Source organism: Vibrio sp. ED002, assembly GCF_023277445.1.
Lineage (GTDB): Bacteria > Pseudomonadota > Gammaproteobacteria > Enterobacterales > Vibrionaceae > Vibrio > Vibrio jasicida.
In genome coordinates this window covers 993,634-1,018,436 of record NZ_CP080239.1, presented here as the reverse complement: position 1 = coordinate 1,018,436, position 24,803 = coordinate 993,634, and the positions used below count along the sequence as shown (strand labels likewise).

26 protein-coding genes are annotated in these 24,803 nt (G+C 43.8%); 21 read left to right on the top strand and 5 right to left on the bottom strand.

Annotated elements, in window-relative coordinates; translation table 11 throughout:
- Window positions 1-462: 462 nt before the first annotated feature.
- The 4 genes from ITG12_RS21180 to ITG12_RS21165 all read left to right on the top strand — a co-directional run bounded on the left by ITG12_RS21180 (window position 463) and on the right by ITG12_RS21165 (window position 3,499).
- A complete protein-coding gene (locus ITG12_RS21180; RefSeq protein ID WP_248875016.1) occupies window positions 463-873 on the top strand; it encodes an NUDIX domain-containing protein in 411 nt (136 codons plus the stop codon).
- Between the two features lie 188 nt (window positions 874-1,061).
- Complete coding sequence (locus tag ITG12_RS21175) at window positions 1,062-1,679, top strand: NUDIX hydrolase (RefSeq protein ID WP_038867999.1); 618 nt, start codon at window positions 1,062-1,064, stop codon at window positions 1,677-1,679.
- Window positions 1,680-1,687: 8 nt separating this feature from the next.
- On the top strand, window positions 1,688-2,386 hold the full coding sequence (locus ITG12_RS21170) for an aspartate/glutamate racemase family protein (protein ID WP_038867997.1): 699 nt from the start codon (window positions 1,688-1,690) through the stop codon (window positions 2,384-2,386).
- 357 nt (window positions 2,387-2,743) lie between these two features.
- Window positions 2,744-3,499: a 5'-methylthioadenosine/adenosylhomocysteine nucleosidase gene (locus tag ITG12_RS21165; protein ID WP_009704133.1), complete on the top strand. Its 756-nt coding sequence runs from the start codon at window positions 2,744-2,746 to the stop codon at window positions 3,497-3,499.
- A 102-nt stretch (window positions 3,500-3,601) separates the two neighbouring features.
- Here ITG12_RS21165 and ITG12_RS21160 read toward each other — a convergent pair whose 3' ends face one another.
- A complete protein-coding gene (locus tag ITG12_RS21160) occupies window positions 3,602-5,938 on the bottom strand; it encodes an EAL domain-containing protein (RefSeq protein WP_237303784.1) in 2,337 nt (778 codons plus the stop codon).
- 516 nt (window positions 5,939-6,454) lie between these two features.
- Between ITG12_RS21160 and rbsD the strand changes: the two genes are divergently transcribed.
- From rbsD to ITG12_RS21110, 10 genes are all read left to right on the top strand, one after another.
- The gene (rbsD, locus tag ITG12_RS21155; RefSeq protein ID WP_042606017.1) at window positions 6,455-6,874 is read left to right on the top strand and encodes a D-ribose pyranase; all 420 of its coding nucleotides are present in this window, start codon (window positions 6,455-6,457) and stop codon (window positions 6,872-6,874) included.
- Window positions 6,875-6,898: 24 nt separating this feature from the next.
- Window positions 6,899-8,404: a ribose ABC transporter ATP-binding protein RbsA gene (gene rbsA, locus ITG12_RS21150; RefSeq protein WP_248875014.1), complete on the top strand. Its 1,506-nt coding sequence runs from the start codon at window positions 6,899-6,901 to the stop codon at window positions 8,402-8,404.
- Entirely contained in the window at window positions 8,401-9,384 is a 984-nt protein-coding gene (gene rbsC / locus ITG12_RS21145) for a ribose ABC transporter permease (protein ID WP_005435746.1), read from the top strand. Before rbsA ends, rbsC begins: the two co-directional genes overlap by 4 nt.
- A 92-nt stretch (window positions 9,385-9,476) precedes the next feature.
- Window positions 9,477-10,355 carry a ribose ABC transporter substrate-binding protein RbsB gene (rbsB, locus tag ITG12_RS21140; protein WP_009704137.1) on the top strand — a complete coding sequence of 293 codons (879 nt, stop codon included), beginning with the start codon at window positions 9,477-9,479 and terminating at the stop codon, window positions 10,353-10,355.
- A gap of 204 nt (window positions 10,356-10,559) precedes the next feature.
- Window positions 10,560-11,480: a ribokinase gene (gene rbsK / locus ITG12_RS21135; protein ID WP_248875012.1), complete on the top strand. Its 921-nt coding sequence runs from the start codon at window positions 10,560-10,562 to the stop codon at window positions 11,478-11,480.
- 15 nt (window positions 11,481-11,495) lie between these two features.
- The gene (locus ITG12_RS21130) at window positions 11,496-12,506 is read left to right on the top strand and encodes a substrate-binding domain-containing protein (RefSeq protein ID WP_005435752.1); all 1,011 of its coding nucleotides are present in this window, start codon (window positions 11,496-11,498) and stop codon (window positions 12,504-12,506) included.
- Window positions 12,507-12,728: 222 nt separating this feature from the next.
- Window positions 12,729-12,947: a hypothetical protein gene (locus tag ITG12_RS21125; protein WP_038867986.1), complete on the top strand. Its 219-nt coding sequence runs from the start codon at window positions 12,729-12,731 to the stop codon at window positions 12,945-12,947.
- A gap of 157 nt (window positions 12,948-13,104) precedes the next feature.
- Window positions 13,105-13,842: a nicotinamide riboside transporter PnuC gene (gene pnuC / locus ITG12_RS21120; protein ID WP_005435753.1), complete on the top strand. Its 738-nt coding sequence runs from the start codon at window positions 13,105-13,107 to the stop codon at window positions 13,840-13,842.
- A 4-nt stretch (window positions 13,843-13,846) separates the two neighbouring features.
- Complete coding sequence (locus ITG12_RS21115) at window positions 13,847-14,578, top strand: nucleoside phosphorylase (RefSeq protein ID WP_038867983.1); 732 nt, start codon at window positions 13,847-13,849, stop codon at window positions 14,576-14,578.
- 122 nt (window positions 14,579-14,700) lie between these two features.
- Window positions 14,701-15,381, top strand: coding sequence for a Crp/Fnr family transcriptional regulator (locus ITG12_RS21110; RefSeq protein WP_248875010.1), 681 nt, complete (start codon window positions 14,701-14,703; stop codon window positions 15,379-15,381).
- Window positions 15,382-15,458: 77 nt separating this feature from the next.
- Here the strand turns inward: ITG12_RS21110 and ITG12_RS21105 are convergent, their stop codons facing one another.
- The gene (locus tag ITG12_RS21105) at window positions 15,459-15,623 is read right to left on the bottom strand and encodes a DUF3012 domain-containing protein (RefSeq protein WP_078609721.1); all 165 of its coding nucleotides are present in this window, start codon (window positions 15,621-15,623) and stop codon (window positions 15,459-15,461) included.
- A gap of 246 nt (window positions 15,624-15,869) precedes the next feature.
- On the opposite strand from ITG12_RS21105, the gene ITG12_RS21100 reads away from it, so the two are divergent.
- From ITG12_RS21100 to vctC, 4 genes are read left to right on the top strand one after another with little or no spacing between them, the layout of a single operon-like run.
- A complete protein-coding gene (locus ITG12_RS21100; RefSeq protein WP_248875008.1) occupies window positions 15,870-16,778 on the top strand; it encodes a siderophore ABC transporter substrate-binding protein in 909 nt (302 codons plus the stop codon).
- A gap of 21 nt (window positions 16,779-16,799) precedes the next feature.
- The gene (vctD, locus tag ITG12_RS21095) at window positions 16,800-17,735 is read left to right on the top strand and encodes an iron chelate uptake ABC transporter permease subunit VctD (protein WP_038867975.1); all 936 of its coding nucleotides are present in this window, start codon (window positions 16,800-16,802) and stop codon (window positions 17,733-17,735) included.
- Complete coding sequence (gene vctG, locus ITG12_RS21090; protein WP_248875006.1) at window positions 17,728-18,678, top strand: iron chelate uptake ABC transporter permease subunit VctG; 951 nt, start codon at window positions 17,728-17,730, stop codon at window positions 18,676-18,678. The genes vctD and vctG overlap by 8 nt, the downstream gene beginning before the upstream one ends.
- Window positions 18,679-18,680: 2 nt before the next feature.
- On the top strand, window positions 18,681-19,436 hold the full coding sequence (gene vctC / locus ITG12_RS21085) for an iron chelate ABC transporter ATP-binding protein VctC (protein ID WP_038867972.1): 756 nt from the start codon (window positions 18,681-18,683) through the stop codon (window positions 19,434-19,436).
- 44 nt (window positions 19,437-19,480) lie between these two features.
- Here vctC and cueR read toward each other — a convergent pair whose 3' ends face one another.
- Complete coding sequence (gene cueR / locus ITG12_RS21080; protein ID WP_005437780.1) at window positions 19,481-19,867, bottom strand: Cu(I)-responsive transcriptional regulator; 387 nt, start codon at window positions 19,865-19,867, stop codon at window positions 19,481-19,483.
- A 374-nt stretch (window positions 19,868-20,241) separates the two neighbouring features.
- Window positions 20,242-21,213, bottom strand: a complete 972-nt coding sequence (locus ITG12_RS21075) for an AraC family transcriptional regulator (RefSeq protein ID WP_248875004.1) — start codon at window positions 21,211-21,213, stop codon at window positions 20,242-20,244.
- A 116-nt stretch (window positions 21,214-21,329) separates the two neighbouring features.
- Here ITG12_RS21075 and ITG12_RS21070 point away from each other — a divergent pair, with 116 nt between their 5' ends.
- A complete protein-coding gene (locus ITG12_RS21070; protein WP_248875002.1) occupies window positions 21,330-23,336 on the top strand; it encodes a TonB-dependent siderophore receptor in 2,007 nt (668 codons plus the stop codon).
- 80 nt (window positions 23,337-23,416) lie between these two features.
- Complete coding sequence (locus tag ITG12_RS21065) at window positions 23,417-23,698, top strand: DUF2218 domain-containing protein (protein WP_038867965.1); 282 nt, start codon at window positions 23,417-23,419, stop codon at window positions 23,696-23,698.
- Window positions 23,699-23,780: 82 nt separating this feature from the next.
- On the opposite strand, the gene ITG12_RS21060 is transcribed toward ITG12_RS21065, so the two are convergent.
- On the bottom strand, window positions 23,781-24,029 hold the full coding sequence (locus ITG12_RS21060; RefSeq protein WP_038867963.1) for a YgjV family protein: 249 nt from the start codon (window positions 24,027-24,029) through the stop codon (window positions 23,781-23,783).
- Window positions 24,030-24,353: 324 nt separating this feature from the next.
- Here ITG12_RS21060 and ITG12_RS21055 point away from each other — a divergent pair, with 324 nt between their 5' ends.
- Entirely contained in the window at window positions 24,354-24,617 is a 264-nt protein-coding gene (locus ITG12_RS21055) for a hypothetical protein (RefSeq protein WP_038867962.1), read from the top strand.
- Window positions 24,618-24,803: the final 186 nt, after the last annotated feature.

Below are 24,803 nucleotides of genomic sequence, written 5' to 3'. Positions count from 1 at the left end.
TGACACGTATTACCGAACCATTTTTGGTATTTGGTAGAGTTCCGCCAACTAACTCGCTGATATTAATCAACATTGAGAGGTTAATCGATGACTTTAAAAATCTTCAAGACAAATACTAGCCGATTTAGGTAATTAATAAAACTGTGTTTACCGTGATTTACTAAGCAGTGGTGCTAATAAAACGTCGTTTAATTATAAATGAAATAAAAATACCGTTTGAATTCAATGTATTTATTTCATACTTAGCATTGTGCAAAAATTTTTTAGACTGTGATCCTAGTCGTAACAAATCATTACCCAACTACAGACAATTGATAGATTAAGCGAATACTTAACTCCGCATATTCAACTATACGTGCAGCTAGGTTGTTGTATGTGGTCAATTTATTGAGTATTGCTGTTCACATCATCGGAATGATTTATGTTAGTTTGCTAAAAAACGGTTATCAAAGGACGATGAAGATGGAAGTTCATGAGTGTGTCTCATTTATCTTAGTTAAGGGCAAACAAGTGTTGCTGGAAACTAGAGCAAAGGATAAGGAATCTGACCCTGGGGCAATAGCGATACCCGGTGGCCATATGGAGTTAAACGAAACCCAACAACAAACATTGTTTAGAGAATTGCAAGAAGAACTCAACATCAAGCCACTTCAATTTGGTTATTTATGTTCTTTATATCACCCAACTACAGAACTGCAATTGATTCACTATTATGTGGTGACCAATTGGCAAGGTGATATTCAGAGCTTAGAAGCGGAATCTGTTAACTGGTATCCAATAATAAATGCACCAGTCTCGACGGAAGTCGATCGCGTCGCATTAAGTGAATATCTTCGATTAAATACAGAGCTAAGAACTGTGTTTAATAAATGAAGTTCCATAAATAATATTTGTGACGAGTAATAATGTTTTTGATTGAATTGTAAATATCGAAAATATTCGAATTATCTTGTGAACAAAATATAGTGGATAAATATTTTGCGAAAAATTGGTCAAAAATAAACTTTGCTTTCAGTTGGTTATGCTACCTTCTGCAAAGGTAAGTTGAAAAAGGGAAGTGTATGTCGAAGTGGTTAGATTGGGCAAAGCAGCTCCAGGCGATTGCTCAAGCAGGGGAAGCATACAGTAAAGATGCTTACGATCTAGAACGATTCAAAATGGTCGAAGACATCGCTCATCAGATGTTTGCTGACATCAGCGATAAGTCCGTTGCCGATATTCAAAACTTATTTATCCCTGAAGCGGGCTATCCAACACCCAAAGTCGACCTACGTGCTGGGGTGATAAAAGATGGCAAGATACTTCTCGTAAAAGAGCGCGAAGACGGAGGGTGGACATTACCTGGTGGTTGGGCTGATGTTTGTGAAACTCCAAGTAGTGGGGTGGTGCGCGAAGTGTTGGAGGAGTCTGGTTTTGTGGTTGCGAACCCGAAACTGATTGCGATTCGAGACAGAGCGATGCATGACTATCAGCCGCCTTATCCATTCCACATCTATAAGATGTTCTTTTTGTGTGAATACGTTTCTGGTGAACCTAAAGAGAACATTGAAGTTTCGGAAATCGATTTCTTCGCGCAGCATAAGATTCCACCACTTTCACAAAGCCGAGTTTTACCAAGAGATATTGAAATGGTCTTTGATGCTTTTTACAGTGAAGATTTTCAAGTACACGTCGATTGAGGAAGAAAATGAAAACGATAGGCCTAATTGGTGGTATGTCATGGGAGTCTACCGCGAACTATTACCAAATCATTAACCGTGAAGTGAAAGCGTGTCTAGGTGGGTTACATTCAGGAAAAGTCTGTTTGTACAGTGTCGATTTCGCCGAAATTGAGACACTTCAACATCAAGGTCGATGGGACGACACGGCTACGATTCTCTCGCAAGCAGCAAAATCGGTGGAAGCAGGCGGTGCGGACTTCATTCTGATTTGTACTAATACCATGCATAAAGTCGCGGACCAAATTCAGCAAGCTGTCAATGTACCGCTTGTTCATATTGCAGATGCGACCGCTGAGAATCTGGTGGCGGATGGCATTAAGAAGGTTGGTTTGCTTGGTACGCGTTTTACCATGGAGCAAGACTTTTATAAGCAGCGACTCATCGATAAATTTGGTGTTGATGTTGTCGTTCCAAGTTCAGATGACCAAACGATTGTTCATGAGGTTATCTATAACGAGCTGTGCAAAGGAGAAGTGCGTGAGGATTCTCGTCAACAGTATCTCACTATTATAGATAAGTTAGTTGAAGAGGGCGCTGAAGCGGTCATTCTTGGTTGTACTGAGATTGCGATGTTAGTTGAACCTCAACACACAGACGTTAAGCTTTACGATACAACAGAGATTCACGCTAAGGCCGCGGTAGAAGCTGCGCTGAATGAAGCGTAATTTTCTACAGAATTGATCGACAGGATTAAATTGCTCAGGGAAGAGTTATGAATTATCGATGCGGACAATGTCGCCAGTTTACGAGACAGAAGAACAGTGCTGATATTTGCGGTGCTTGGGGTCATCCAACGGATGCGAACTGTGCAGCTTGCGATTATTTTATGCCGACGATTCGGGTTAAAGATCGAGTTGTTTCTCCTTTAAAAAGTAAAAATGGCTAAGTCGTTCTCATTAATTGAGAATTTCTTAATCAATCAGTATTAGTTGATTGATGCAAACGATTGCCACCTTGGGAATGTATTGTATAATTTGCGTCGCGTCACATTTTGGTGGCGCGTATTACATTTCAGGATTCCCATGTTGAAGAAATCTCTTGCTCTAATGCTTGCTGCGTACTCACTTCCTTCCGTTGCAGGTTCGACCATCGGTATTGTCGGTGCGATGGATGTCGAAGTTGAAGCGCTATTGCCAAAAATCCAAAACCAACAAGTAAAGAAAATTGGTAGCCATCGCTTTTACACGGGAGAGTTAGAGGGCAAAACCGTTGTTGTGACGAAATCTGGCGTAGGTAAGGTCAATGCAGCAATGACTACCACACTTCTGATTGAGTCTTTCGGCGTTGACCAACTGATCTTCACGGGCATTGCTGGTGCTAGCGACCCTAAATTGGACCCGTTAGATGTCGTGGTCTCTACGCGTTTGGTTCAGCATGATGTCGATCTAACCGCATTCAATATGCCGAAAGGTCTACTGCCTGATTACGAAGAGCGTTACTTTTACGCAGATAAAACACTGCAAAAATACGCATTTGATGCAGCCGTTGATACGCTTGGCAAAGAGAGTGTTTACCGTGGCGTTATCGCATCTGGTGACCAGTTCATTGCAAGCAAAGTGAAAGTGACGGGTATCTACCAAGAATACAACGCCATGGCTGTGGAAATGGAAGGAGCAGCGTTAGGCCAAGTAGCAGATGCGTTCAAAGTACCTTACGTCGTTATCCGTACGATTTCAGACAAAGCGGATGGTTCGGCAGATGTTGTCTACTCGGATCTTAAAAAGGCAACTGCGGATAATTCTGCCAACATTACGCTAAACATGCTTAAGCGAATGTAGTGTTCTACTTCTTATCTAAAAACTAAAAAAGCAGCACTTGATGTGCTGCTTTTTTGTTGAGTTTTGCACGTCGTCATGTTGGCTTATGGAGTACTCATTCGACTAAGCGATATCTGATTGAGAAAATGGCTGGTCATTGGCGGATTTCCACCAGAGATTTAACTGCTCTTTATCCATTGGTTTACCGAACAGGTAGCCTTGCATAAAGTCGCACCGATAAGATGAAAGCCATTCGTGCATGACGTTGTGTTCGATGCCTTCTGCGGTGACTTTTTTATTCTGTGCATGGCAGAGCTCAATGATTGGCTTGATGACATGTCCATTATCGGTGTTCATTAATGTTAAAAGAAACTCTCGGTCAAACTTGATCTTTTGCACTGGGTATTGCACCAATTGTGTCAGTGATGTGTAGCCCGAACCGAAGTCGTCGATCGCGAGTTTGTATCCCAGTTGTGCCAACTCGTCGAGTAGGGCAGTACCTTGTTGGTCCGCAGCGAAGGTTTCGGTAATTTCCAACTCAATGCAATGTGCTGGCACGCCATTTAGTTTCGCTTTATCGTGAATAAACTCTGCCATAGAGAGCGAATTAAGTTCGGCAGACGACAAGTTGATGGATAGAATGATGTCTTTACCAAAAATGCTCTTAAGCTGGTGGTATTCTTCCATCGCGTTTGCGAAGACCCAACGGTCAATTTTCTCAAATAATCCGGTCTGTTCTGCTATCGGAATAAACTCTTTTGGCGGTATTGAACCAATGCCTTCCGCCTCCCAACGTAGTAAAACTTCTAAGCCTTCAATTTCGTTAGCATTGCTGTTCATGTAAGGTTGGAAGACTAAATGGAACTCGTCTTCAACGTTGTTTTTACGCAGTGCACGCTCAATTTGGCTGCGACGCTGCGCTTCAATATTCAGAGCGGCAGAATAGTACGCATACTGATTTTTACCTGCGCGCTTTGCTTGGTACATCGCGGCATCTGCACTAGAAAGCAATTTAGCGACATCGGCACCATCTCTTGGGTATTGGGCGATACCAACACTTGAGGTGACAGGAAATGAGTTTGTGGATGAGTGACTCAAATTGTGGATGGGTTTGAGTAGTTCGGTTGCAAACAAATCTGGGATGTTACTGTCTTTGTGGTTTGCACTAAGGAGAATCGCAAATTCGTCCCCAGACAAGCGAGCTCCAAAGCATGGGCTATTGTACTGTTGAGTGAACTTTTGACAGACTTTCTTGATGTGTTTGGAAAATACTTGTAGCAGTTTATCGCCTAACTCATGGCCGTATTTGTCATTTACGTATTTGAAGTTATCAAGGTCGATATAAATCACCCACAATTGTTCTGATGGTTCCGCCAGTTCGCGGGTCGCTAATTCGTGAAAACGGTGACGGTTTGCTAACTGAGTCAGGTGATCGGTTTCTGCTAATCGTTTTGTTTTGTGATAGATATTGTTTAGCTCTTCATACATATCGAAGAAGCGGGATGACAAACGTCCTATTTCGTCATCTGTATTCAGCTTCTCAATATTTTTGCGTTTGTTTGACTCAATTTCGCGTAACTGTCTATCGAGTCGAGAAACAGGACTTAGGACGTATCGGTAGAGAATCAGTACAATCAGAGTGATTGTACAGAAAGACGCAATGCCAAATGATAGCGCCAGTTCTAGCCATACTTTATCGACTTTGTTCCACATTAAGTACTCTGCAGGAGAGAGCACCGCATAAAAATGGGGTAGCAATTCGATGGTTTGTGCGAGTGGGATATCCAGAATAATCGGTTTGTTAGAAAAGGTGATGACGCTATGGGTATCGAACTCAATCTCGTGCTTGATGTTATTGAATGCTTCTAGAGAGACTGAAACCACAACGAAGAAAGCATTTTGTGGGTCAAAGCTTGGTGGGTGTTCGCCCGTTCGTTGATCAAACAGTTCGTATTGAAGCAGAATGCTCTGGCCGCTGGAGTTATAGATAAAGCCAGTGTGGCTAACCTCGCCATGCTGTGCGTAACTCGTTTCTACGTATTCAAGGATCTTGGGGTCGAAGCGACCACTGGATTCATAGAATTGGTTCTCAGTGTAATAAAGCAGTTCTTGATTGCCATCGAGGATCGCCATATTCGCATCGCCACTGTAGCCATGGCTTAATACATCAACGGTTTCATCGAGACGGTTGAATAGCTGTCGCTCACGATACGGATTGTCATGATTGACGAAGTAGTCTTGTAAAACTTCGCTTTTGCTTAATGTGTAGGCGTAGCTATTGAGGAATATGTTGGCCTGACGAAATTGCCCCGCGAGCTTTTCCATTTGCAGCTGAATGTAGCTGTCTTCTCGCTTAATCAGTGTGACTTTTTGAATGCTATATATGATGTAACTCGACACCAACGCGCTAATAAGAATGACTGGCGCGACAAGCAAAACAACTCTATTGCTTAGTTTCATTATGGTTCTTCAACTTCCGTTTGTGTCCCTACAAACGTTCCCTACTTAAAGGTTCCGAACGGATGACGATAGTATTTCTGTGTTTTTCAAATTGTAAGTGGGTGGTTTTCTAAAGTCAGACGACCTTCGTATATTTGTGATGCTGTGTGCGCTTTTTTACGAGATTGACCAGAATAAGTCTCAAACTTTAGACATATTTTCGTTATTTCAAACTGACTCAACACATTTTTGTTGTGAATGAGTTTGCTCTCGGAATTAACAGTTCAATGACTTTTCTCATATTTTTATAAGTCATCGAAACGTTTCGATAGGGAAGTGTGACCGCAATATCTTTTTCTTAATCAGTTAGCACTCAATTACGGATCATTCTCACACCTTATCGATCTGTGACTGGTCAATTCTTCTTGGCGTTTTATTATTGCATCGAAACGTTTCGATGAGTGTTTTGTCAATATGGAATTTAGTCCAAGAGAGACACTCACAGTTGTATGAACGTGTAACCGAAAGGTCGATGAGATGAAAAAAAGTACCCTAATTAACTCAGAAATTTCTTACTTGGTGGCGACGCTGGGTCATACCGACGAAATCACCATTTGTGACGCGGGCTTGCCAATTCCTGATCATGTACAGCGCATTGATTTAGCGTTGACGCACGGAGTCCCTGGCTTTCTAGATACCGTCCGAGTGATCTTATCTGAGTCCCAAATTGAGGGGGTCATCATTGCTGAAGAATTCGCAAAAGTTAGCCCAGTTCACCATGATGCACTTGTTACTGAGCTAACCAAAGAAAGTGAGCAAACAGGCAAACAAATTGCGATTAACTACGTGTCGCATGAAGATTTTAAAGCTCGCACGGAACAAAGCCGCGCTGTTGTGAGAACAGGCGAGTGCACACCTTACGCGAACGTGATTTTCCAAGCCGGCGTGGTGTTTTAAGCCACAACCAATTGAGGACAAATTATGACTCAAGCCATTCTACAACTGAGCGACATCGAGAAAGCCTTCCCGGGCGTTAAGGCGTTGGATAAAGCCAGCCTTAATGTATACCCGGGTCGAGTGATGGCGTTGATGGGCGAGAACGGGGCTGGCAAGTCAACTTTGATGAAAGTACTCACCGGTATTTACCATATGGATGCAGGAAGCATTCAATATCAAAGTAAGCCAGCGGCGTTTAAAGGTCCAAGAGACTCGCAAGAAGCCGGCATCAGTATCATTCACCAAGAATTGAACTTGATCCCGGAGCTAACGATTGCCGAAAACATCTATCTGGGGCGTGAATTTACCGGTTCTATGGGGCGTATTCAGTGGGGAAAGATGTATGAAGAAGCAGACAAGTTGCTTCAACGCCTTAACGTAATACACTCTTCAAAAACGCTGCTTGGTGATTTGAGCCTTGGTGAACAACAAATGGTGGAGATTGCGAAAGCGCTGTCTTTCGAATCCAAAGTCATCATCATGGATGAGCCAACGGATGCGTTAACCGACAAAGAGACGGAATCGCTGTTTAAAGTGATTAACGAACTTCGCGACCAAGGTTGCGGCATCGTTTACATCTCACACCGTCTTAAAGAAATTTTTGAAATTTGTGATGACATTACTGTGTTACGTGACGGTAAGTTCATCGGCGAATGCCAAGTTAAAGACACCAACGAAGATGGACTCATCGAAATGATGGTTGGTCGTAAGTTGGAAGAACAATATCCACGTATCGATGTGACGCATGGTGACGTTTGTCTTGAAGTGATTGGTTTGACGGGCTCGGGCGTTCACGACATTAGCTTCACTCTTCAACGTGGTGAAATCCTTGGCGTATCAGGCTTGATGGGTGCGGGGCGTACTGAACTGATGAAGGTGATTTACGGCGCGTTACCGAGTGAGCGTGGCGTTATCAACTTAGACAACAAGACTATTAACCCAGTAAGCCCACAAGATGGCTTGGCGAATGGCATTGCTTACATCTCTGAAGATCGTAAAGGCGATGGCTTGGTGCTGGGCTTATCCGTGAAGGAGAACATGTCTCTGTGTGCACTGGATAAACTCACCAAAGGTTTCCAAATCCAACATGGCGAAGAAGTGTTGGCGGTTGAAGACTTCATTAAGTTGTTCAATATCAAAACCCCAACACGAGACCAAATCATTGGTAACCTTTCTGGTGGTAATCAGCAGAAAGTGGCAATCGCAAAAGGGTTAATGACCAAACCTAAAGTTCTGATTCTGGATGAGCCAACTCGTGGTGTCGACGTGGGTGCGAAGAAAGAAATCTATCAGCTAATCAACAAATTTAAAGCCGAAGGCATGAGCATCATCTTGGTTTCTTCTGAGATGCCTGAAGTGCTGGGCATGAGTGACCGCATCATGGTGATGCACGAAGGTCGTATTACTGGCGAGTTCGATGCGAAAGACGCCGACCAAGAAACACTACTCGCTTGTGCCGTAGGCAGAAAGATCAATGAGGAAGCAGCATGAGTACTAAGACCATGAGCAAACCAACCGAAGCGAACAGCAAAAAGTTGTTCACCAAAGAATGGCTGATTGAGCAAAAGTCACTGATTGCACTGATTTTCTTGATTGTTGTTGTGTCATTCTTGAACCCGAACTTTTTTACGGTAGACAACATTCTTAATATTCTTCGTCAAACCTCAGTCAATGCGATCATCGCGGTAGGTATGACGTTGGTTATTCTGACCGCAGGCATAGACTTAAGTGTTGGTTCTGTACTCGCGCTGTGTGGTGCGTTTGCCGCGAGCATGATTGCGTTAGAAGTGCCGGTGCTTATTGCGGTTCCGACAGCGCTGTTTGCTGGTGCGGCACTGGGTGCGATCAGCGGTATCATCATTGCCAAGGGTAAGGTTCAAGCCTTTATCGCAACACTGGTTACTATGACGTTACTACGCGGTGTAACCATGGTTTACACAGACGGTCGTCCTATCTCAACGGGCTTTACCGACACAGCAGATGCATTTGCATGGTTTGGTACAGGCTACGCACTTGGTATCCCAGTTCCTGTTTGGTTGATGGTGATTGTCTTTGCTGCGGCTTGGTACCTATTGAACCACACTCGCTTTGGTCGCTACGTGTACGCACTTGGTGGCAACGAATCAGCTACACGCCTTTCTGGTATCAACGTTGACCGTGTGAAAATTGGTGTATACGCCATCTGCGGTATGTTGGCAGCGCTTGCTGGCATCATCGTGACGTCTCGCTTGTCTTCGGCGCAGCCAACAGCAGGTATGGGTTATGAGCTAGATGCAATCGCAGCGGTTGTTCTTGGCGGCACCAGCTTGATGGGCGGTAAAGGTCGCATCATGGGAACTTTGATTGGTGCTCTGATCATCGGCTTCCTAAACAACGCGCTGAACCTACTCGATGTTTCTTCTTACTACCAAATGATTGCGAAAGCAGTGGTTATCTTGCTAGCAGTACTGGTAGACAACAAAAACAAGTAATTGATATTTAAAATAAAGAGCTCCACTAAATCCTGAATACAAATCGAGCCAGAGGACGTGTGCTGGCTCACCCTACACAAAGGACTAGAACGATGAAAAAACTCGCAACTCTTATCTCTGCTGCACTTCTTTCTTCAACCGTATCGGTAGCGGCGCACGCTCAAGATACAATGGCGATTGTAGTTTCTACACTGAATAACCCGTTCTTCGTAACGATGAAAGACGGTGCAGAAGCGAAAGCGAAAGAACTGGGATATGACTTGATTGTACTGGACTCGCAAAATGACCCGAGTAAAGAACTGTCAAACATCGAAGACCTGACGATTCGCGGCGTAAAAGCAATTCTGATTAACCCAACAGATTCAGACGCTGTGTCAAACGCGATTCGTATGGCGAACCGTTCTAAGATCCCTGTGTTGACACTAGACCGTGGAGCAAGCCGTGGTGACGTAGTGAGCCACATCGCTTCTGACAACGTAGTTGGCGGCGAAATGGCTGGTCACTACATCATGGAAAAAGTAGGTGAGAAAGCGAAAGTTATCCAACTAGAGGGTATTGCAGGTACGTCTGCGGCGCGTGAGCGTGGTGAAGGCTTCATGACAGCAGTGAAGGGCAGCAACATGGAGCTACTAGCAAGCCAACCTGCTGATTTTGACCGTACTAAAGGTCTGAACGTAATGGAAAACTTGCTTGCAGCGAATCCAGATGTTCAAGCAGTATTTGCTCAGAACGATGAGATGGCACTGGGTGCGCTTCGCGCAGTTCAGGCATCAGGTAAAGACGTAATGATCGTTGGCTTCGACGGTACTGATGATGGTATCGCTGCTGTAAACCGTGGCAAGCTAGCTGCGACGATCGCACAACAACCAGATCTTATTGGTGCGTTGGGTGTAGAAACTGCAGCGAAAGTATTGAAAGGCGAGAAGGTTGAGGAGTACATTCCTGTTCCGCTTAAAGTCGTGACTAAGTAAGTTTAGCTCCCGACTCAGTGATTCTTCTTTGTTGAAGATAACGGAATGACCCAATGAGTGTGTTGGGTCATTCCAAACAACGAAAGCGGTACGTTAGAAAATCAAATCTAGTTGAATCGTAATACGCTTACGTTTTTTCAAAGAGCGTAAACCTATTACTCCTGTTCAAATATAAAGGGTTCAATCAGAACCGAGGATAACCGTATGAATAAGTTAGTGGTGTTAGGTAGTGTAAACGCTGACCATGTTCTTCAAGTGCCTTCTTTCCCTCGCCCAGGCGAGACGCTACATGGTCGCAACTATCAAGTTATCCCAGGTGGCAAAGGTGCCAACCAAGCTGTTGCGGCAGCTCGATTAAACGCAGACATCGGTTTTATTGCGTGTGTGGGTGATGATTCGTTCGGCATCAACATTCGTGAGAACTTCAAAATGGATGGCATCGACATCACTGGTGTGAAGATGCAGCCAAACTGTCCAACGGGCATTGCCATGATTCAAGTGGCGGACAGTGGCGAGAACAGCATTTGTATCTCAGCAGAAGCCAACGCAAAGCTGACTGCAGAGGCGATTGAGCCCGATCTAGAGCGCATTCGTCAGGCTGATTACTTGTTGATGCAACTAGAAACGCCAATGTGCGGCATCGAGAAAGCAGCGCGAATCGCGAAAGATGCCAAGACCAACGTGATTCTTAACCCTGCACCAGCTCGCGAGCTGTCAGATGAATTACTGTCTTGCATTGATGTGATTACACCAAACGAAACGGAAGCGGAAGTGCTAACAGGCGTGACGGTAGCAGACGATGACAGTGCACAAGAAGCGGCGAACATCCTGCATTCGAAAGGCATTGAAATCGTCATGATCACGCTGGGTGCGAAAGGGGTGTGGTTGAGTCAAAACGGTCGTGGTGAAATCATTCCTGGCTTCCGCGTAGAAGTAACAGATACCACTGCGGCGGGCGATACGTTTAATGGGGCATTAGTCACTGGTTTATTGGAAGACTTACCTTTAGAATCAGCGATTAAGTTTGCCCACGCAGCAGCCGCGATCTCAGTAACTCGCTTTGGCGCGCAAACCTCCATTCCAACCCGTGAAGAGGTTGAGGAGTTTCTGGCTCAACACCAATAATCAAGGAGTAGTAACATGGCAACGATGAAAGACATCGCAAAACTGGCAGGGGTTTCCACTTCAACTGTGAGCCATGTTATTAACAAAACTCGTTTTGTCAGTGAAGAAATCTCGGAACGAGTCAACAACGCTGCCAAAGAGCTCAATTACTACGCGCCGTCTGCTTTGGCGCGTAGCCTCAAAGTGAACCGTACCAAAACCATTGGTATGCTAGTGACCACCTCAACCAACCCATTTTTCGGTGAAGTCGTAAAAGGTGTTGAGCGCAGTTGCTACCATAAAGGCTATAGCCTGATCCTGTGTAACACAGAAGGTGATAACGAGCGCATGCGTGAATCTATCAATACGTTATTGCAAAAGCGTGTTGATGGTTTGATTTTGATGTGTTCATCGTTAGAAGGGGAGCGCATTGACGTATTCGAGCGTTACCCGGATATTCCGGTTGTAGTGATGGACTGGGGCCCTATGCTGTTCACCAGCGATAAGATCCAAGACAACTCACTTCGTGGTGGTTATCTTGCAGCTAAATACCTTATCGACTGCGGCCACCAAGAGATTGGTTGTATTACAGGTCCACTAATCAAGCATCAAGCGCAAATGCGTTATGAAGGCTATAAGCGAGCAATGATTGAAGCTGAGCTTGAGTTCAATGCAAACTGGATTGTTGAATCTGACTTTGAATGTGAAGGTGGTTATCAAGCCTTCAAGAAAATGGCGGAACGTGGTCCGTTACCAAGCTCGATTTTTGTCTCCAACGACATGATGGCAATGGGCGCAATTAACGCGGCTAACGAGCTAGGCATTAAAATTCCAGAGCAGTTATCCATTATTGGCTACGATGACATCCATATCGCCAAATTCATGTCTCCATCTTTGACAACAATTCACCAACCGAAATACCGTCTAGGGCAAGCTGCAGTCGAAACCTTATTGCGAAAACTGGATGATAAATCTGATGAAGCTCAGGTTGTACAGCTTGAACCTACATTGGTTGAGCGTAACAGTGTGAAGTGTCTCTCCGAATAAAGAAGTTATTCGTACTCAATTAGTTATTTATCTAAACTTATAATGGTTAGCTTTCTGAATGGATTTAGAAAGTAAATGCCTTCTTTTTACATAATAAGCCCATCAAAGTGTGATTTTTTGCGCGTAAAGTGAAAGACATCGTGTAGAAATTCACAGGAAAGCTTATTATTAGAAGAGTCTATAAATAGATTTATAAATTATTGTGGTGAATGGAATTTTTTTATGTTTGTTAAGAGATACGCACAGTATTCAACTAAGAGACCTTGGTTTCATCGTATCAATGTAATGTTGGTATTGTTCGTATTTGTAGTCAGTGTTTATGAACTGCTCGCAAACGAAGAATTCGTCTATTTGTCGGGCATCGCTTTTACGTTCATTGCAACTGCATTTTTTGCCTCTGCGTCCTCTTTCAAAAAGCGCTATTTAGGGCATGAGTCGTAAACGCTTTAAGGTGACAAGTGCCATCAAAGCACTTTAAAACAATTATTGATCTGATTTATGATCGGATACATCAAAGGGAGGACAAATGTCCTCCTTTTTGTTTGCTGCGAGGCAATAAGATGAGCGCATCCCAAGCACAATAATAAAGGACACCTTCATGGACCTATTTGCCCTGTTAGACATCAACAACACCCTTGTTAATATTCCCATTGGTGGTGGCTATGCAATGAGCTGGATCGAAGCGTTTGGTACGGTTTTCGGTCTGCTTTGTATTTGGTTTGCGAGCCAAGAAAAAACCATTAACTACTTGTTCGGTCTGCTGAACGTAACACTTTTTGCCGTTATCTTTTTCCAGATTCAGCTTTACGGATTGCTTCTGCTTCAACTTTTCTTCTTCTGCGCCAACATCTATGGCTGGTATGCATGGACAAGACCAAATGCACAAGGTGAGACACTTGAGGTTCGTTGGTTAAGCAAACAGAAGCTGATCGCGACAGGTTCAGTAAGCATTGTTGCGATTGCGATGTTAACGATTTACATCGACCCATTCTTCTTTGCGTTGGCTAACATTGCCGTTGATACGCTAAATGTGTTCGGTGCAGGTTTGTCTGAGCCTGTCTTAGAGCCAGATGCTTTCCCATTCTGGGATGCAACCATGACCGTGCTTTCTATCGTGGCGCAAATCTTGATGACACGTAAGTACGTTGAGAACTGGATTCTTTGGGTCGTAATCAACATCATCAGCGTTGGTATTTACGCGACACAAGGTGTGTACGCAATGTCGGTTCAATACGCAATTCTCATGTTCATCGCAGCAAACGGTACAAGAGAGTGGGCACGTAGCGCAAAACGCAACGGTGAGAAGACCCTAACTCAAGCGACAGCTCAAGGTTAAGCCAATGATGAAACAACCTCATATTGGCGTAGACAGCACTCAAATAGCACCTCGAGTGATCGTGTGTGGTGAGCCAGATCGAGCAAACCGTATTGCCGCGTTATTTGATAACGCAGAACTGGTCTCTGAAAACCGTGAGTATCGAGTGTTTACGGGGACATACCGAGGTCAGCGCGTATCAGTGTGTAGTACGGGTATCGGCGCTCCATCGATGATCATTGCGGTGGAAGAGCTAAAACAGTGTGGTGTGACAGATGTGATTCGAGTGGGATCGGCTGGCGCGATGCAATCTGGCATTCAACTTGGTGGGTTGATTGTGGCTGAAGGCGCAGTGAGAGACGAAGGTGGCTCGAAAGCGTACGTTCGCTCTTCTTATCCGGCTTACGCAAGCTTTTCGTTACTGAAAGCGCTGGACAGCTATTTAGCCGAAAATGAGGCGTGCTATCATTTAGGCGTGGTTCGTTCTCATGACAGCTTCTATACCGACGACGAAGAAACGATCTGCGAGTACTGGAACAAGAAAGGCATTCTCGGTGCGGATATGGAAACCTCAGCTCTGTTTACCGTCGGTAGGCTGCGTGGTTTGAATGTAGCCTCCATTCTGAACAATGTGGTTTTGTATCAGCAGGATGTGAAAGAAGGTGTAGGGCAGTACGTAGATGAAGCGCAAGTGATGATGGAAGGGGAGCGTTTAGCGTCTTACGCTGCTCTTGAAGCCTTAATTGCACAGGGTTAACCAGATCACAGCTTAGTTAATTTATTAAGCGGCACCTTGGTGTCGCTTTTTTATTGGCTGTCATCAAACGATTCTAGCGAGTACAATCTATTTGAGATTGTTGTCATTAAAGAGAAACTCACGTGAAAATAAGCCCTTATCCGACTGGACGTTTCAAAAGCTATCTAGAACAGAAAAGTGCCGAGTTTCGTGACTTAATCTATCAATGCCAAATCGGCAGTCGATACTTTGACTCTGGTGAAGAGATCCTTCGCCAAGGTGAACAACTTCAATATCTCTATGTTGTGCCAGTCGGTCGAGTTTCGATGAGCATCATTGCAGCTAATGGACGTCGTTTCCAACTGGGTGAAGCCAATTGCGATTATCATATCTATGGTGAAATGGAGTACTTCACACAAACGCCTTGCCAATGGAATGTGGTAGCTGATGAACACATGCAGGTGGATATCATCTGTATCCAAAAACTGACTGAGGCGCTGCATCAGCAACCTGACATGATGTTCTTCTTTGCCTCTGCTTTGGCGGAGGACTATCAGGATTCAATGGACATCTATACCAATCGCTTGTTACACCCAATTACTTACAACATCGCTTATGATTTGTTAGTACAAAAACAGACTAATACATTGTTGGGTGGATTTGGCAAAGTAAACCAAGAAGCCGAAAGATTTGGCACTTCCGGGCGTGTTTATCGCCGAGCGGTGAAAGATTTAATGGACAAGGGTTTGATCAGAAAGGGCGAACAGGGGCTAGAGATTGTTGATGAACTTGCACTAAAAGCGTTTCTTGATGCCTATGAATAGCCCGCAACGATTCCATTCTAAAAATAAAAGCTGCGGGCTATCTGGTTTATCTGTCATTCAATCAGAACAATGTGTGTTTACTCTGATTTAAAAACACAATTTTTAGCAAAATCAGACGCTTCGTTAGCAGTCCATTCGCCTTTTGGCTTTTCTTTCATGTCGTTACACCACGCTTCACTGCCCACCTCTGTACAAGCCATCAGTTGCGCTGCGACAAAAACCATTAATGCTAACTTCTTCATTTTCTAATCCTTTTTGATAAGACTTGTTTTGAAGTATAAGCACTCGATCACGAGATAAACATGAAAATTATTATTTTGAGCTTACCGTCTCAAATCCGATATAGATACACTTTAATTTGTTGATTTATTAAGCCAATTTAGAAGTGTAACGAATGTAAAGTTATTAAATAATCGGTTGAATGCCTATGTGAGTAACGATATATTGCGAATGCGCATGATAACGGATCTCATTTAAGGTTTAAAATAATGGAAAAACTCGTCAGTGCGGCTCTTGTTTCGCTGCTCACAATCTCACCTGCTTTTGCTGCAACCGTCAACATCGATCACTACATGGGAACGACAGAAGTCGAACAATCACCAAAGCGTGTGGTTGTGATTGGCTTTGGCCCTCTTGATATGCTCGATAGCTTTAATATCGATCCTGTTGCAGTCTCGAATGCCTCGCATCTTCCTAAATACTTATCGAAATACAATAAAGACAATTACACCTCTGCTGGTAGTTTGTTTGAACCAGATTTCGAAACGATCTATATGCAAAAACCAGATTTGATTTTGGTTGGTCCTCGTGGTTCATCGAAATACGATGATTTAAGTGAAATTGCCCCAACAGTCGTTTTTGCATCAGGAGAGAAAGAAGATTACTGGCAGGGCACAAAAGCACAATGGCGTAATCTTGGTAAGATCTTCAACATAGAGGATAAGGTTGAGCAAAAAATCGAAAACTTGGATGCACAGTTCAAGGCGATTCGCGAATACAACCAAACCAATAATAATGATGCGCTCACGATTTTGAGTATCGGAGACAACATCAGTGCATTCGGTGCGAAGTCTCGTTTTGGCGCGATTTACACAGATTTTGGCTTTACTGAAACAGTGAAGAACCTCAAAACAGGAACGCACGGTGACGTCATTTCTTACGAGTTTATCCGCGAAGCTAACCCGAAAAATATTCTAGTCATTGATAGAAACTCACTTCATGCAAAGTCTGACAATGACCTCGCTAAAGCGTTGGATAACGATTTGGTTAAAGCAACTTCGGCTTACAAGAACAAGAAAATAACCTTCCTAGATGTTGATGCATGGTACTTAGCAATGTCTGGCGTAACAGCAACGGAAAAGATGGTGAGTGAAATCAAACACACGATCGATCTGTAAAAAAGCTAGCTGAGGTTAACTTTGAAAAAGTTGTTGCTTGTTCTTATTGTTCTAAGCGTCGCATCGTTGTTTGTTGGGGTGGCAAATATGACACCCCAACAGTTGTTTTCGGGCGATGCAAAAGCAATAGAACTCTTCTTTACTAGCCGAATTCCGCGTCTATTTGCCATTCTTCTTGCCGGAGCAGGGCTGAGCATCGCTGGATTAGTGATGCAGCAAATTAGCCAAAACCGATTCGCCGCGCCTTCAACAACGGGCACGATTGAGTGTGCCATGCTCGGTTACGTAATGAGTGTGGTGTTTTTTGGTAATGGCGAACAGCTTTGGCTTGTCTTTGCTGTCTCTATTCTGGGGACCTTGATGTTCGTCCAGTTCATTCAACGCATCCAATTCAAAAGTGTCGTGTTTGTACCGCTCGTCGGCATCATCTTTGGTAACGTTGTTGACGCCGTTACTACTTTCATTGCCTACAAATACGATGCACTACAAAGTCTTTCAGCGTGGAGCGTAGCGAATTTTGCCAACATTTTGCGTGGTGATTTTGAGCTGCTTTACATTGCCGTGCCTGTGGCGCTTTTAAGCTACCTGTTTGCCGCGCGTATCTCTGCTGTTGGCATTGGTAAAGACTTTGCAGTAAACCTTGGTCTTAACTACCAACAAGTGGTGACGTTAGGTGTACTTTTGGTATCGGTAATGTCTGCCAGTGTTGTGATGATCGTTGGTCAACTGCCGTTTCTTGGGCTTATCGTTCCAAACTTAGTCAGTTACTTCTATGGCGACAATCTTAAACGCAATATCCCGCTTACTGCCATGTATGGGGCAATACTCGTTTTGGCGTGTGACTTGGTTAGCCGATTGATCATCTTCCCTCATGAAATGCCGATTTCAATCGTGATCAGTATCTTGGGTGGAGTGGTGTTTATCGCGATGTTGTTGCGAGGTAAGCAAAGTGCGTGATTCCAAGAAACTGTTCTTATTGGCAGCCGTCGCGCTGCTTTTTGCGTTTCTGTTTATTGGTATTGGCTTAACAGCAGATAACTACCAATACTTTTTGTCGCGACGTGTGCCTAAAGTATTAGCCATGGTATTAGCGGGTATTGCGATTGCTCAATCTTCATTGGTGTTCCAAACCATTACCCACAACCGGATTCTTACTCCAAGTATCATGGGATTTGATGCGTTGTATGTGTTGACGCAAGTGCTGATTGTTTTGTTGTTTGGTGGTTTAAGCGCACTCGTTCTGAATGTTTACATCAACTTTTCGATTGCTGTATTGGTGATGGTAGGCTTTTCGATGTTGCTGTTTGGGTTTTATTTTTCAAAAGGTGGGCGCAATCTCATCACTTTGTTGTTGGTGGGGCTGATCTTTGGGCAGTTGTTTAGCAATATTGCAGTGTTCTTCTCCCTTCTGATGGACCCAAATACGTTTGCGTTTGTGCAATCTAAACTGTACGCCAGCTTCAACAATGTGAAGGTGAACTTGGTGTATCTCAGCTCGCCAATATTACTCATCGCTTGCTGGTTGCTGTATCGCATGCATCGCACTTTAGATGTTTTTTGGCTAGACCAAGACAACGCTAAGAGTCTAGGGGTTGAAGTCCCTAAAGTGACGCGCAATGTCTTTATTCTCTCTGCGGTTCTCATTGCCATTTCGACGGCTTTAGTCGGGCCAATCATGTTCTTTGGTTTATTGGTGACGAACTTGAGCCGTGAAATGTTCCACTCTTACCAGCATCGTACCTTGTTAGTCGGTTGTTCATTGATGGCAATTTGTGCCTTGTTGTCGGGGCAGTGGATTATAGAAAACCTATTTTCATTTGAAACGACGCTGAGCGTGGTGATTAACTTTATTGGTGGTATCTACTTCTTGTATCTACTGCTGAAAAACAAAGTCGTATAAACATGATAGTTATAGATAAATTAACCAAAGCATTTGGTTCTAACAAAGTGGTTGATGGTGCGGATACCCAATTTGAGAAAGGGAAGGTGACATCGATTATTGGTCCAAACGGAGCAGGAAAGAGTACCTTGCTGTCCATGGCGTCACGATTGACCGAGCGAGATGGCGGTAGTGTCATGATTGACTGCAAAGAGATTGCGGAATGGGACACCAAAGAGCTCGCAAAAAAGCTGGCGGTGTTACGCCAAGCAAACACGATTACGATGCGCTTTACCGTAAAAGAATTGGTCTCGTTTGGGCGATTCCCTTATTCAAAAGGCAACTTGTCCAAAGATGACCATGCGATCATCGACCAAGCAATTGACTACTTAGACCTAAAAGAAATTCAAGATAAGTTCTTAGATGAATTGAGTGGTGGTCAACGACAGTTGGCGTTTATTGCGATGGTGATAGCACAAGATACGGATTACGTTTTCCTTGATGAGCCATTGAATAATCTTGATATCAAGCACTCGCTACAGATCATGAAAGTCGTTCAGCGCCTTGCTCACGATATGAATAAAGCCATGGTTGTGGTGATTCATGATATTAACTTTGCGGCTTGTTACTCCGACGAGATCCTTGCGTTGAAGAAGGGCAAAGTGGTTGCCACTGGCAAAGTGGAGGAGGTGATTCAGGCATCCACGTTGGAAGATATCTACGAGACACCTTTTAATATCATTGAGCTTAATGGCAAGCGTATGTGCACTTACCATTAAAGCTATATCCATTAAATTAAAACGAAATAGAAAGGTTGGCGAGCTTACTTGGTGAGCTCGTCAATGATTGGACATCGGCTCTCGGCATCGCCTGGGCAAGATGAAACCCAACCTTCTAATTGCTTTTTAATCTCCAACAAGTGAGCGATCTTTTGCTCAACTTCATGAAGCTTATCCATCGTACGCGCTTTCACTTCGCTGCTCTTGCGATTTGGGTTGTGCGCCAGTTGAACGAACTCTTTGCATTCTTGCAGTGAGAATCCTGCGTTTTTCGCTCGAGAAACAAGGTTGAGCTCTTGGATGTGTTTGTCAGAATATTCGCGATAGCCTGAATCGCTGCGAGCCGGTGACGAGATGATGCCTTTGTCTTCGTACATACGAATCGACTTAGAAGACAACCCTGTTAATTTCGCAACTGCACCAATATTCATGATGACCTCTGTATTTCAGAAAACCTTTCTCGCGAGTATAACGCCAAGTGTTTATCTTCCCAAAGGGCTTTGAGAGCAAACCTATTTTGTGGCGTTTATACCCAAGTAACCTCGAGATGCTAGGTTCAGCGAGAATGACTTGGTTTGTAGACGCGGCGGCGATTTAAAGATCTAGTCATTCTAAATCAAGAATCGGCAACAAAGTATACAAGCCAAGGCAGCTCGCCCTTTGGGAGCGTGTCATTGACCCGATTGCTGCGTCAAACAACTTGGAAAGAGCTAGCTATTACACTGCGTTGTTTTCCTTACTCTCGAATCAATGACAACGCTCTGAATCCTGCATCTTGAAGTCACTTGGGTATATATGGATACCATTAATGGCTGTTTACGACCTCGTGTGGCGGAACACCAAACACTTTCTTGAAGGCATTGGTAAAGTTTGATGGGTGGTGGTAACCCGCCTCGTATGCCGCTTCTGTGATAGTCACTAATCCGCGCTCCAAATGCTGGCGAGCGATCTCTAAGCGGCGGTGACGGATGTAACCGTTGATGGTCATATTAAAAGATTGTTTAAAGCGACGCTGCAGATTAGAAACGCTCATCGAGAACTGTTCTGCTAAGCGCTCTAAGGTTAAATCTTCTTCGAGGTGCGTCTCGATATAACTGACTACATCCTCGATTCGAGCATCGCCAGAACGCTTTTTCTCTTCGCACTCTGCGCAGTAGTCGTCTGGCATTTGCCCAATCGAGTGGGAGAGCACTTGGTAGATCAAACTCTCTACCCCGATACGATCTTTCATGTTTGTCGGAGATTCATGTTGAGTGAGAGCTCGTGTCAAATCAATTAACGTCTCATTAAGCTCCAGCGTGTAAAAGGCTTGGTGAGTTTCAATAAAGCGCTTGTGACCGCAATGTCCCGCCATTCTCGATTCCAACCAAGGTGGCTTAATAAGAATATTAATCTTATTCATTCGGTTGTTTTGAATCAGCGAGCGGCGGAAGTTTGCAGGCTTAGCTAGGTTAACAACCACGCCTTGTGGGCCTTTGCTTGCGTCAAAGTCAAATTGGAGGTCATCGTAACCAAAAGAGAGTTTTCCCTCCAAAAGAATGGTAATCAGTAGTGCAGAATGTGCGGTTGAAACGATATTCGAATCGACTAATTCAATGCAACGTCCGCCATGAACAAAGATTTGGTCGTTGTATTGGTAGGAGAGGAATTGACCTTCCGCGAGTTGGGTTTGATTACTTTGACCTTGGGTTACAATGATCTGTTTTTCAGTCTGATCAAGCTTTTTGGTTAGAGCCACTTTGGCAATTTTAGTTCTTTTTTTGGTCTCTTCCGCCATTTGACGTTTCCTCATAACACCTATGCGATTTCGCATAAGTGATTCGTCTTTGTATTTATCAATAGCGACCCTATCATACGTGAGAATTATTATCATTTATATTTAGGAAGACGTTTATGGAAAGCCCAGTTAGCTCATCAATTAAGCTTTCAAGCCTATGCCTAGCTGTCGGGGTGGCGCTTGCTCATCCCGCTTTAGCCCAAGATCAAGATTCTCACTTCGAAGAGGTAGTGGTATGGGGTACGAAGGTATCCAGTAACACCGAATCAATGTTTGCCGACGACATGTCGCTCAAACAAGCTGACCACATGTCTGATTTGCTTCGTGATATTCCCGGCGTCGACGTGGGTGGTACACATTCTGTCAATCAACGTATCACCATTCGTGGTCTTGGTGAAACCGATCTTGATATCCGTTTAGACGGCGCCTCTCAGCATGCCAACATGTTCCACCATATTGGGAACCTTACACTCAACCCAGACATTCTAAAGTCAGCAGATATCCAAGTGGGTAATAACTCAGTTACTCAAAGCGGTCTTGGTGGTTCAGTGTACTTTGAGACTAAAGATGCTCGTGATCTGCTGCGTTACGATGAAAACTTTGGTGCTCGCGTTTACGGCGGTTATGCGTCTAACGACAACCAACAAGGTTCCCTAACACTTTATGGATTACTGTCTGAAAACGTGGACGCGATGGTCTATGGTCACTACGTAACACGTGATGACTTTAAAGATGGTGATGGCAATAAAACCTTTGGTGCGGAAGGAGATGTTTACAACATCTTAGGTAAGCTCGGCTATGAGTTTGGTGATATCCACCGACTAGAAATCTCATACGATATGTATCGTGACAGTGGTGATTACAACCCACGCCCTGATATGTCTGGTAACGCTAATAATGGCTTGTCTAGTGAGCTTCTGATTCCAACCGATTATGATCGTGACACGGTCACATTAAATTATGAGCTTCGTGGTGAGCAACACCAAGGGGACGTCACGTTATATAACACTGAAACCGAAATCGTCCGTGATGAATCTGTCATGGCGCCGCGTTGGCCAGCAAACCGTTTATCGAAAAATACCGCGAAAAACCAGAACTTTGGCTTAAGTGCAAAATTCCAATCGTTGCTCACTATGGGGAACTTTGATCATCGCGCGACTTACGGCCTTGATTACATGGATAAAACTTCTGAAAGTTACTATGGCAGTAGCAAGTTCATGGATGAATCTGCGGTTTCTACAGCTTTGTTCGTCGAAGACCAATTCTTTATCTCGGATGCGCTTTCGATCACGGCCGGCCTACGATTTGACGACTACCAACGCAAAGCAGAAACAGCTAACAACGATTACGACAAAGTGACATGGGCACTAGCGGCAGAGTGGGCAGTAACACAAGACTGGACACTGTTTGCAAGTTCTCGTTCGCTCTTTAAAGGTCCAGAACTGATGGAAACCTTTATTGCTTACCAAGATGTGGCTTACCTACAAGATGGTTTGAAACCAGAAACGGGACTCAATACCCAAGGTGGTGTTCGTTTCAATAAGACGGTAAATGAACACACATTTGGCGCAAACCTAACCGTGTTCCAAACCGATATTGATGACTACATTGCAGAAGCGTATCAAGGAGCGACTCAAACATACCTTATTTACAATGAAGGTGATGTCGAGATCAAAGGTTTTGAAGCAAGCGCTTTCTACGGTTACGAAAGCTTCGGCAGCAAACTGTCTTACTCTAAGTCGGATACAAAGAACAAAGATACGGGCGGCCCAGTAGCGGGAGGCAATGGCCGTAGTATTGACATGGGGGACAGCATCGCTTTAACGCTAGATTACCAATCTGATTCGTTAGAAACCATCTTTGGTTGGAACTCAATGTTTGTGCTTGAGGAAGACAATGTGTTTGACGGCCAACCGAAGAAAGACAGTTACGATGTTCACAACTTGTACGCACAATGGGTGCCTTCTAACGTTGACGGGCTATCGGTCACCTTTGGTATTGATAACGTATTTGATGAGCTTTACACGTCTCACGCCTCTCGCTCGGGCACAGCAAGGGGGATTACGTTAGACGATTACGAACCAGGGCGTAACTACAAGTTGTCTGCCGCTTATCAATTCTAACTCTAAGGGCAATAACAACAACCTTAGATGTTTGGCTCTCGTACGAGAGCCTTTTTTATGAAAGGGACGAGGGACTGAAATTGATCAAAGAAACCACTGTAATTGAAAGCGAGCATGCGGCGAAATATCTCGTGACTTTGTGTCGCCACTTCGCACGTAAAGTGCCGGCGACTTGGAATGATGAAAAAGGTTTGGTGACATTTCCTGTTGGAAATACGGAGTTCAAGTTAGAGGGGGAGCGTTTACTGATAACTTGTGAGGCGGACTCTGAAGAGTCATTAGAAAAAGTGAAGGGCGTTGTGTCGGTTCATGTAGAAATGTTTTCGCGTCGTGAAACTCTAGAGTTGAACTGGATACGATAACGAAAGTGCACGAGCGGATCAAAAGAAACAAACGAAAAAGCCCGTAAGCGTAACACTTACGGGCTTTCTAAAATCATTTCTACTAGGCTTCTTCAGGCGCTAGGCTTTTTTTTTCCTGCTGCATTTTAGCAAGGAAGTACACGTTAACACATGCAATAAAACCATTTGTTAGCACAACAGGCCACGCATCAATCATTAGACCGTATGCAGTGAACAGTGCACAGCCGATGAAGTTTAGGATACGTAGTTTAACGATGTCTTTCATAGTCAGCGAAATAGCAACCATGATTGATGCCGCGTAACCTAAAATCTCAACCATATTCATCTCCATTATTTGACCCTCTTAAATCTGCCGAATGTTTTCGGTACCTATTCTTCTCATCTTGAGATTAGCGAGGAAGCTCCATGCCTCGAATGGTCTTGTTTGTTCTGATGGGTGAACTATAGCAATGGAAAAATCGTGATGAAAGCCTCAAATCAAGGTTAAGAGAAGGTTAGCGATTACGCAAACGTTTAGGAAAGAAATTGTTGATAATTTTACTTATTATGTTGATTGATAATAACGATTCAAATGATAGACAAAACAAAGTTGAAGCAATGACAACAATGACATAATATTGAAAATGAGAATCATTATTAATTAAAGAATTGAGTTATGCCTGTTGCTATTAGTTTTCTGTATTCGCTTGCTTTGATGATGCGTACCAAACCTCATTCGTGGGGCGTGGTTATTCATATTATGACGCACGTTGTCATGTTGCTTGTGATTCCTTCTGACTATGCAATCCAATACTTGATGGTCATGTTCTTCTCTTCTCCCTTACTGATCAGGCTCGCCAAGCGTTCTTCTAGTTTTGACATTTTGTTCGCTTTTCTACCGCTTTTGATTGGCACCGGCGGCCTTGTTCTCAGTCATTAAGCTGATTCAATTTCTAGTTTTCATGCAAACTAACTAAACTTTGATTAATAAGCTATTATTTTCATATGCTTGGTTGGGGTTTTACCTTAGTTAAGGTGTCACATAATTGTGACTATATCCTGATTTCGTTTCGACTGATTAACGAAAGTGCAAAATATGATTGTTTATTGACTCAATAGTTAGTTA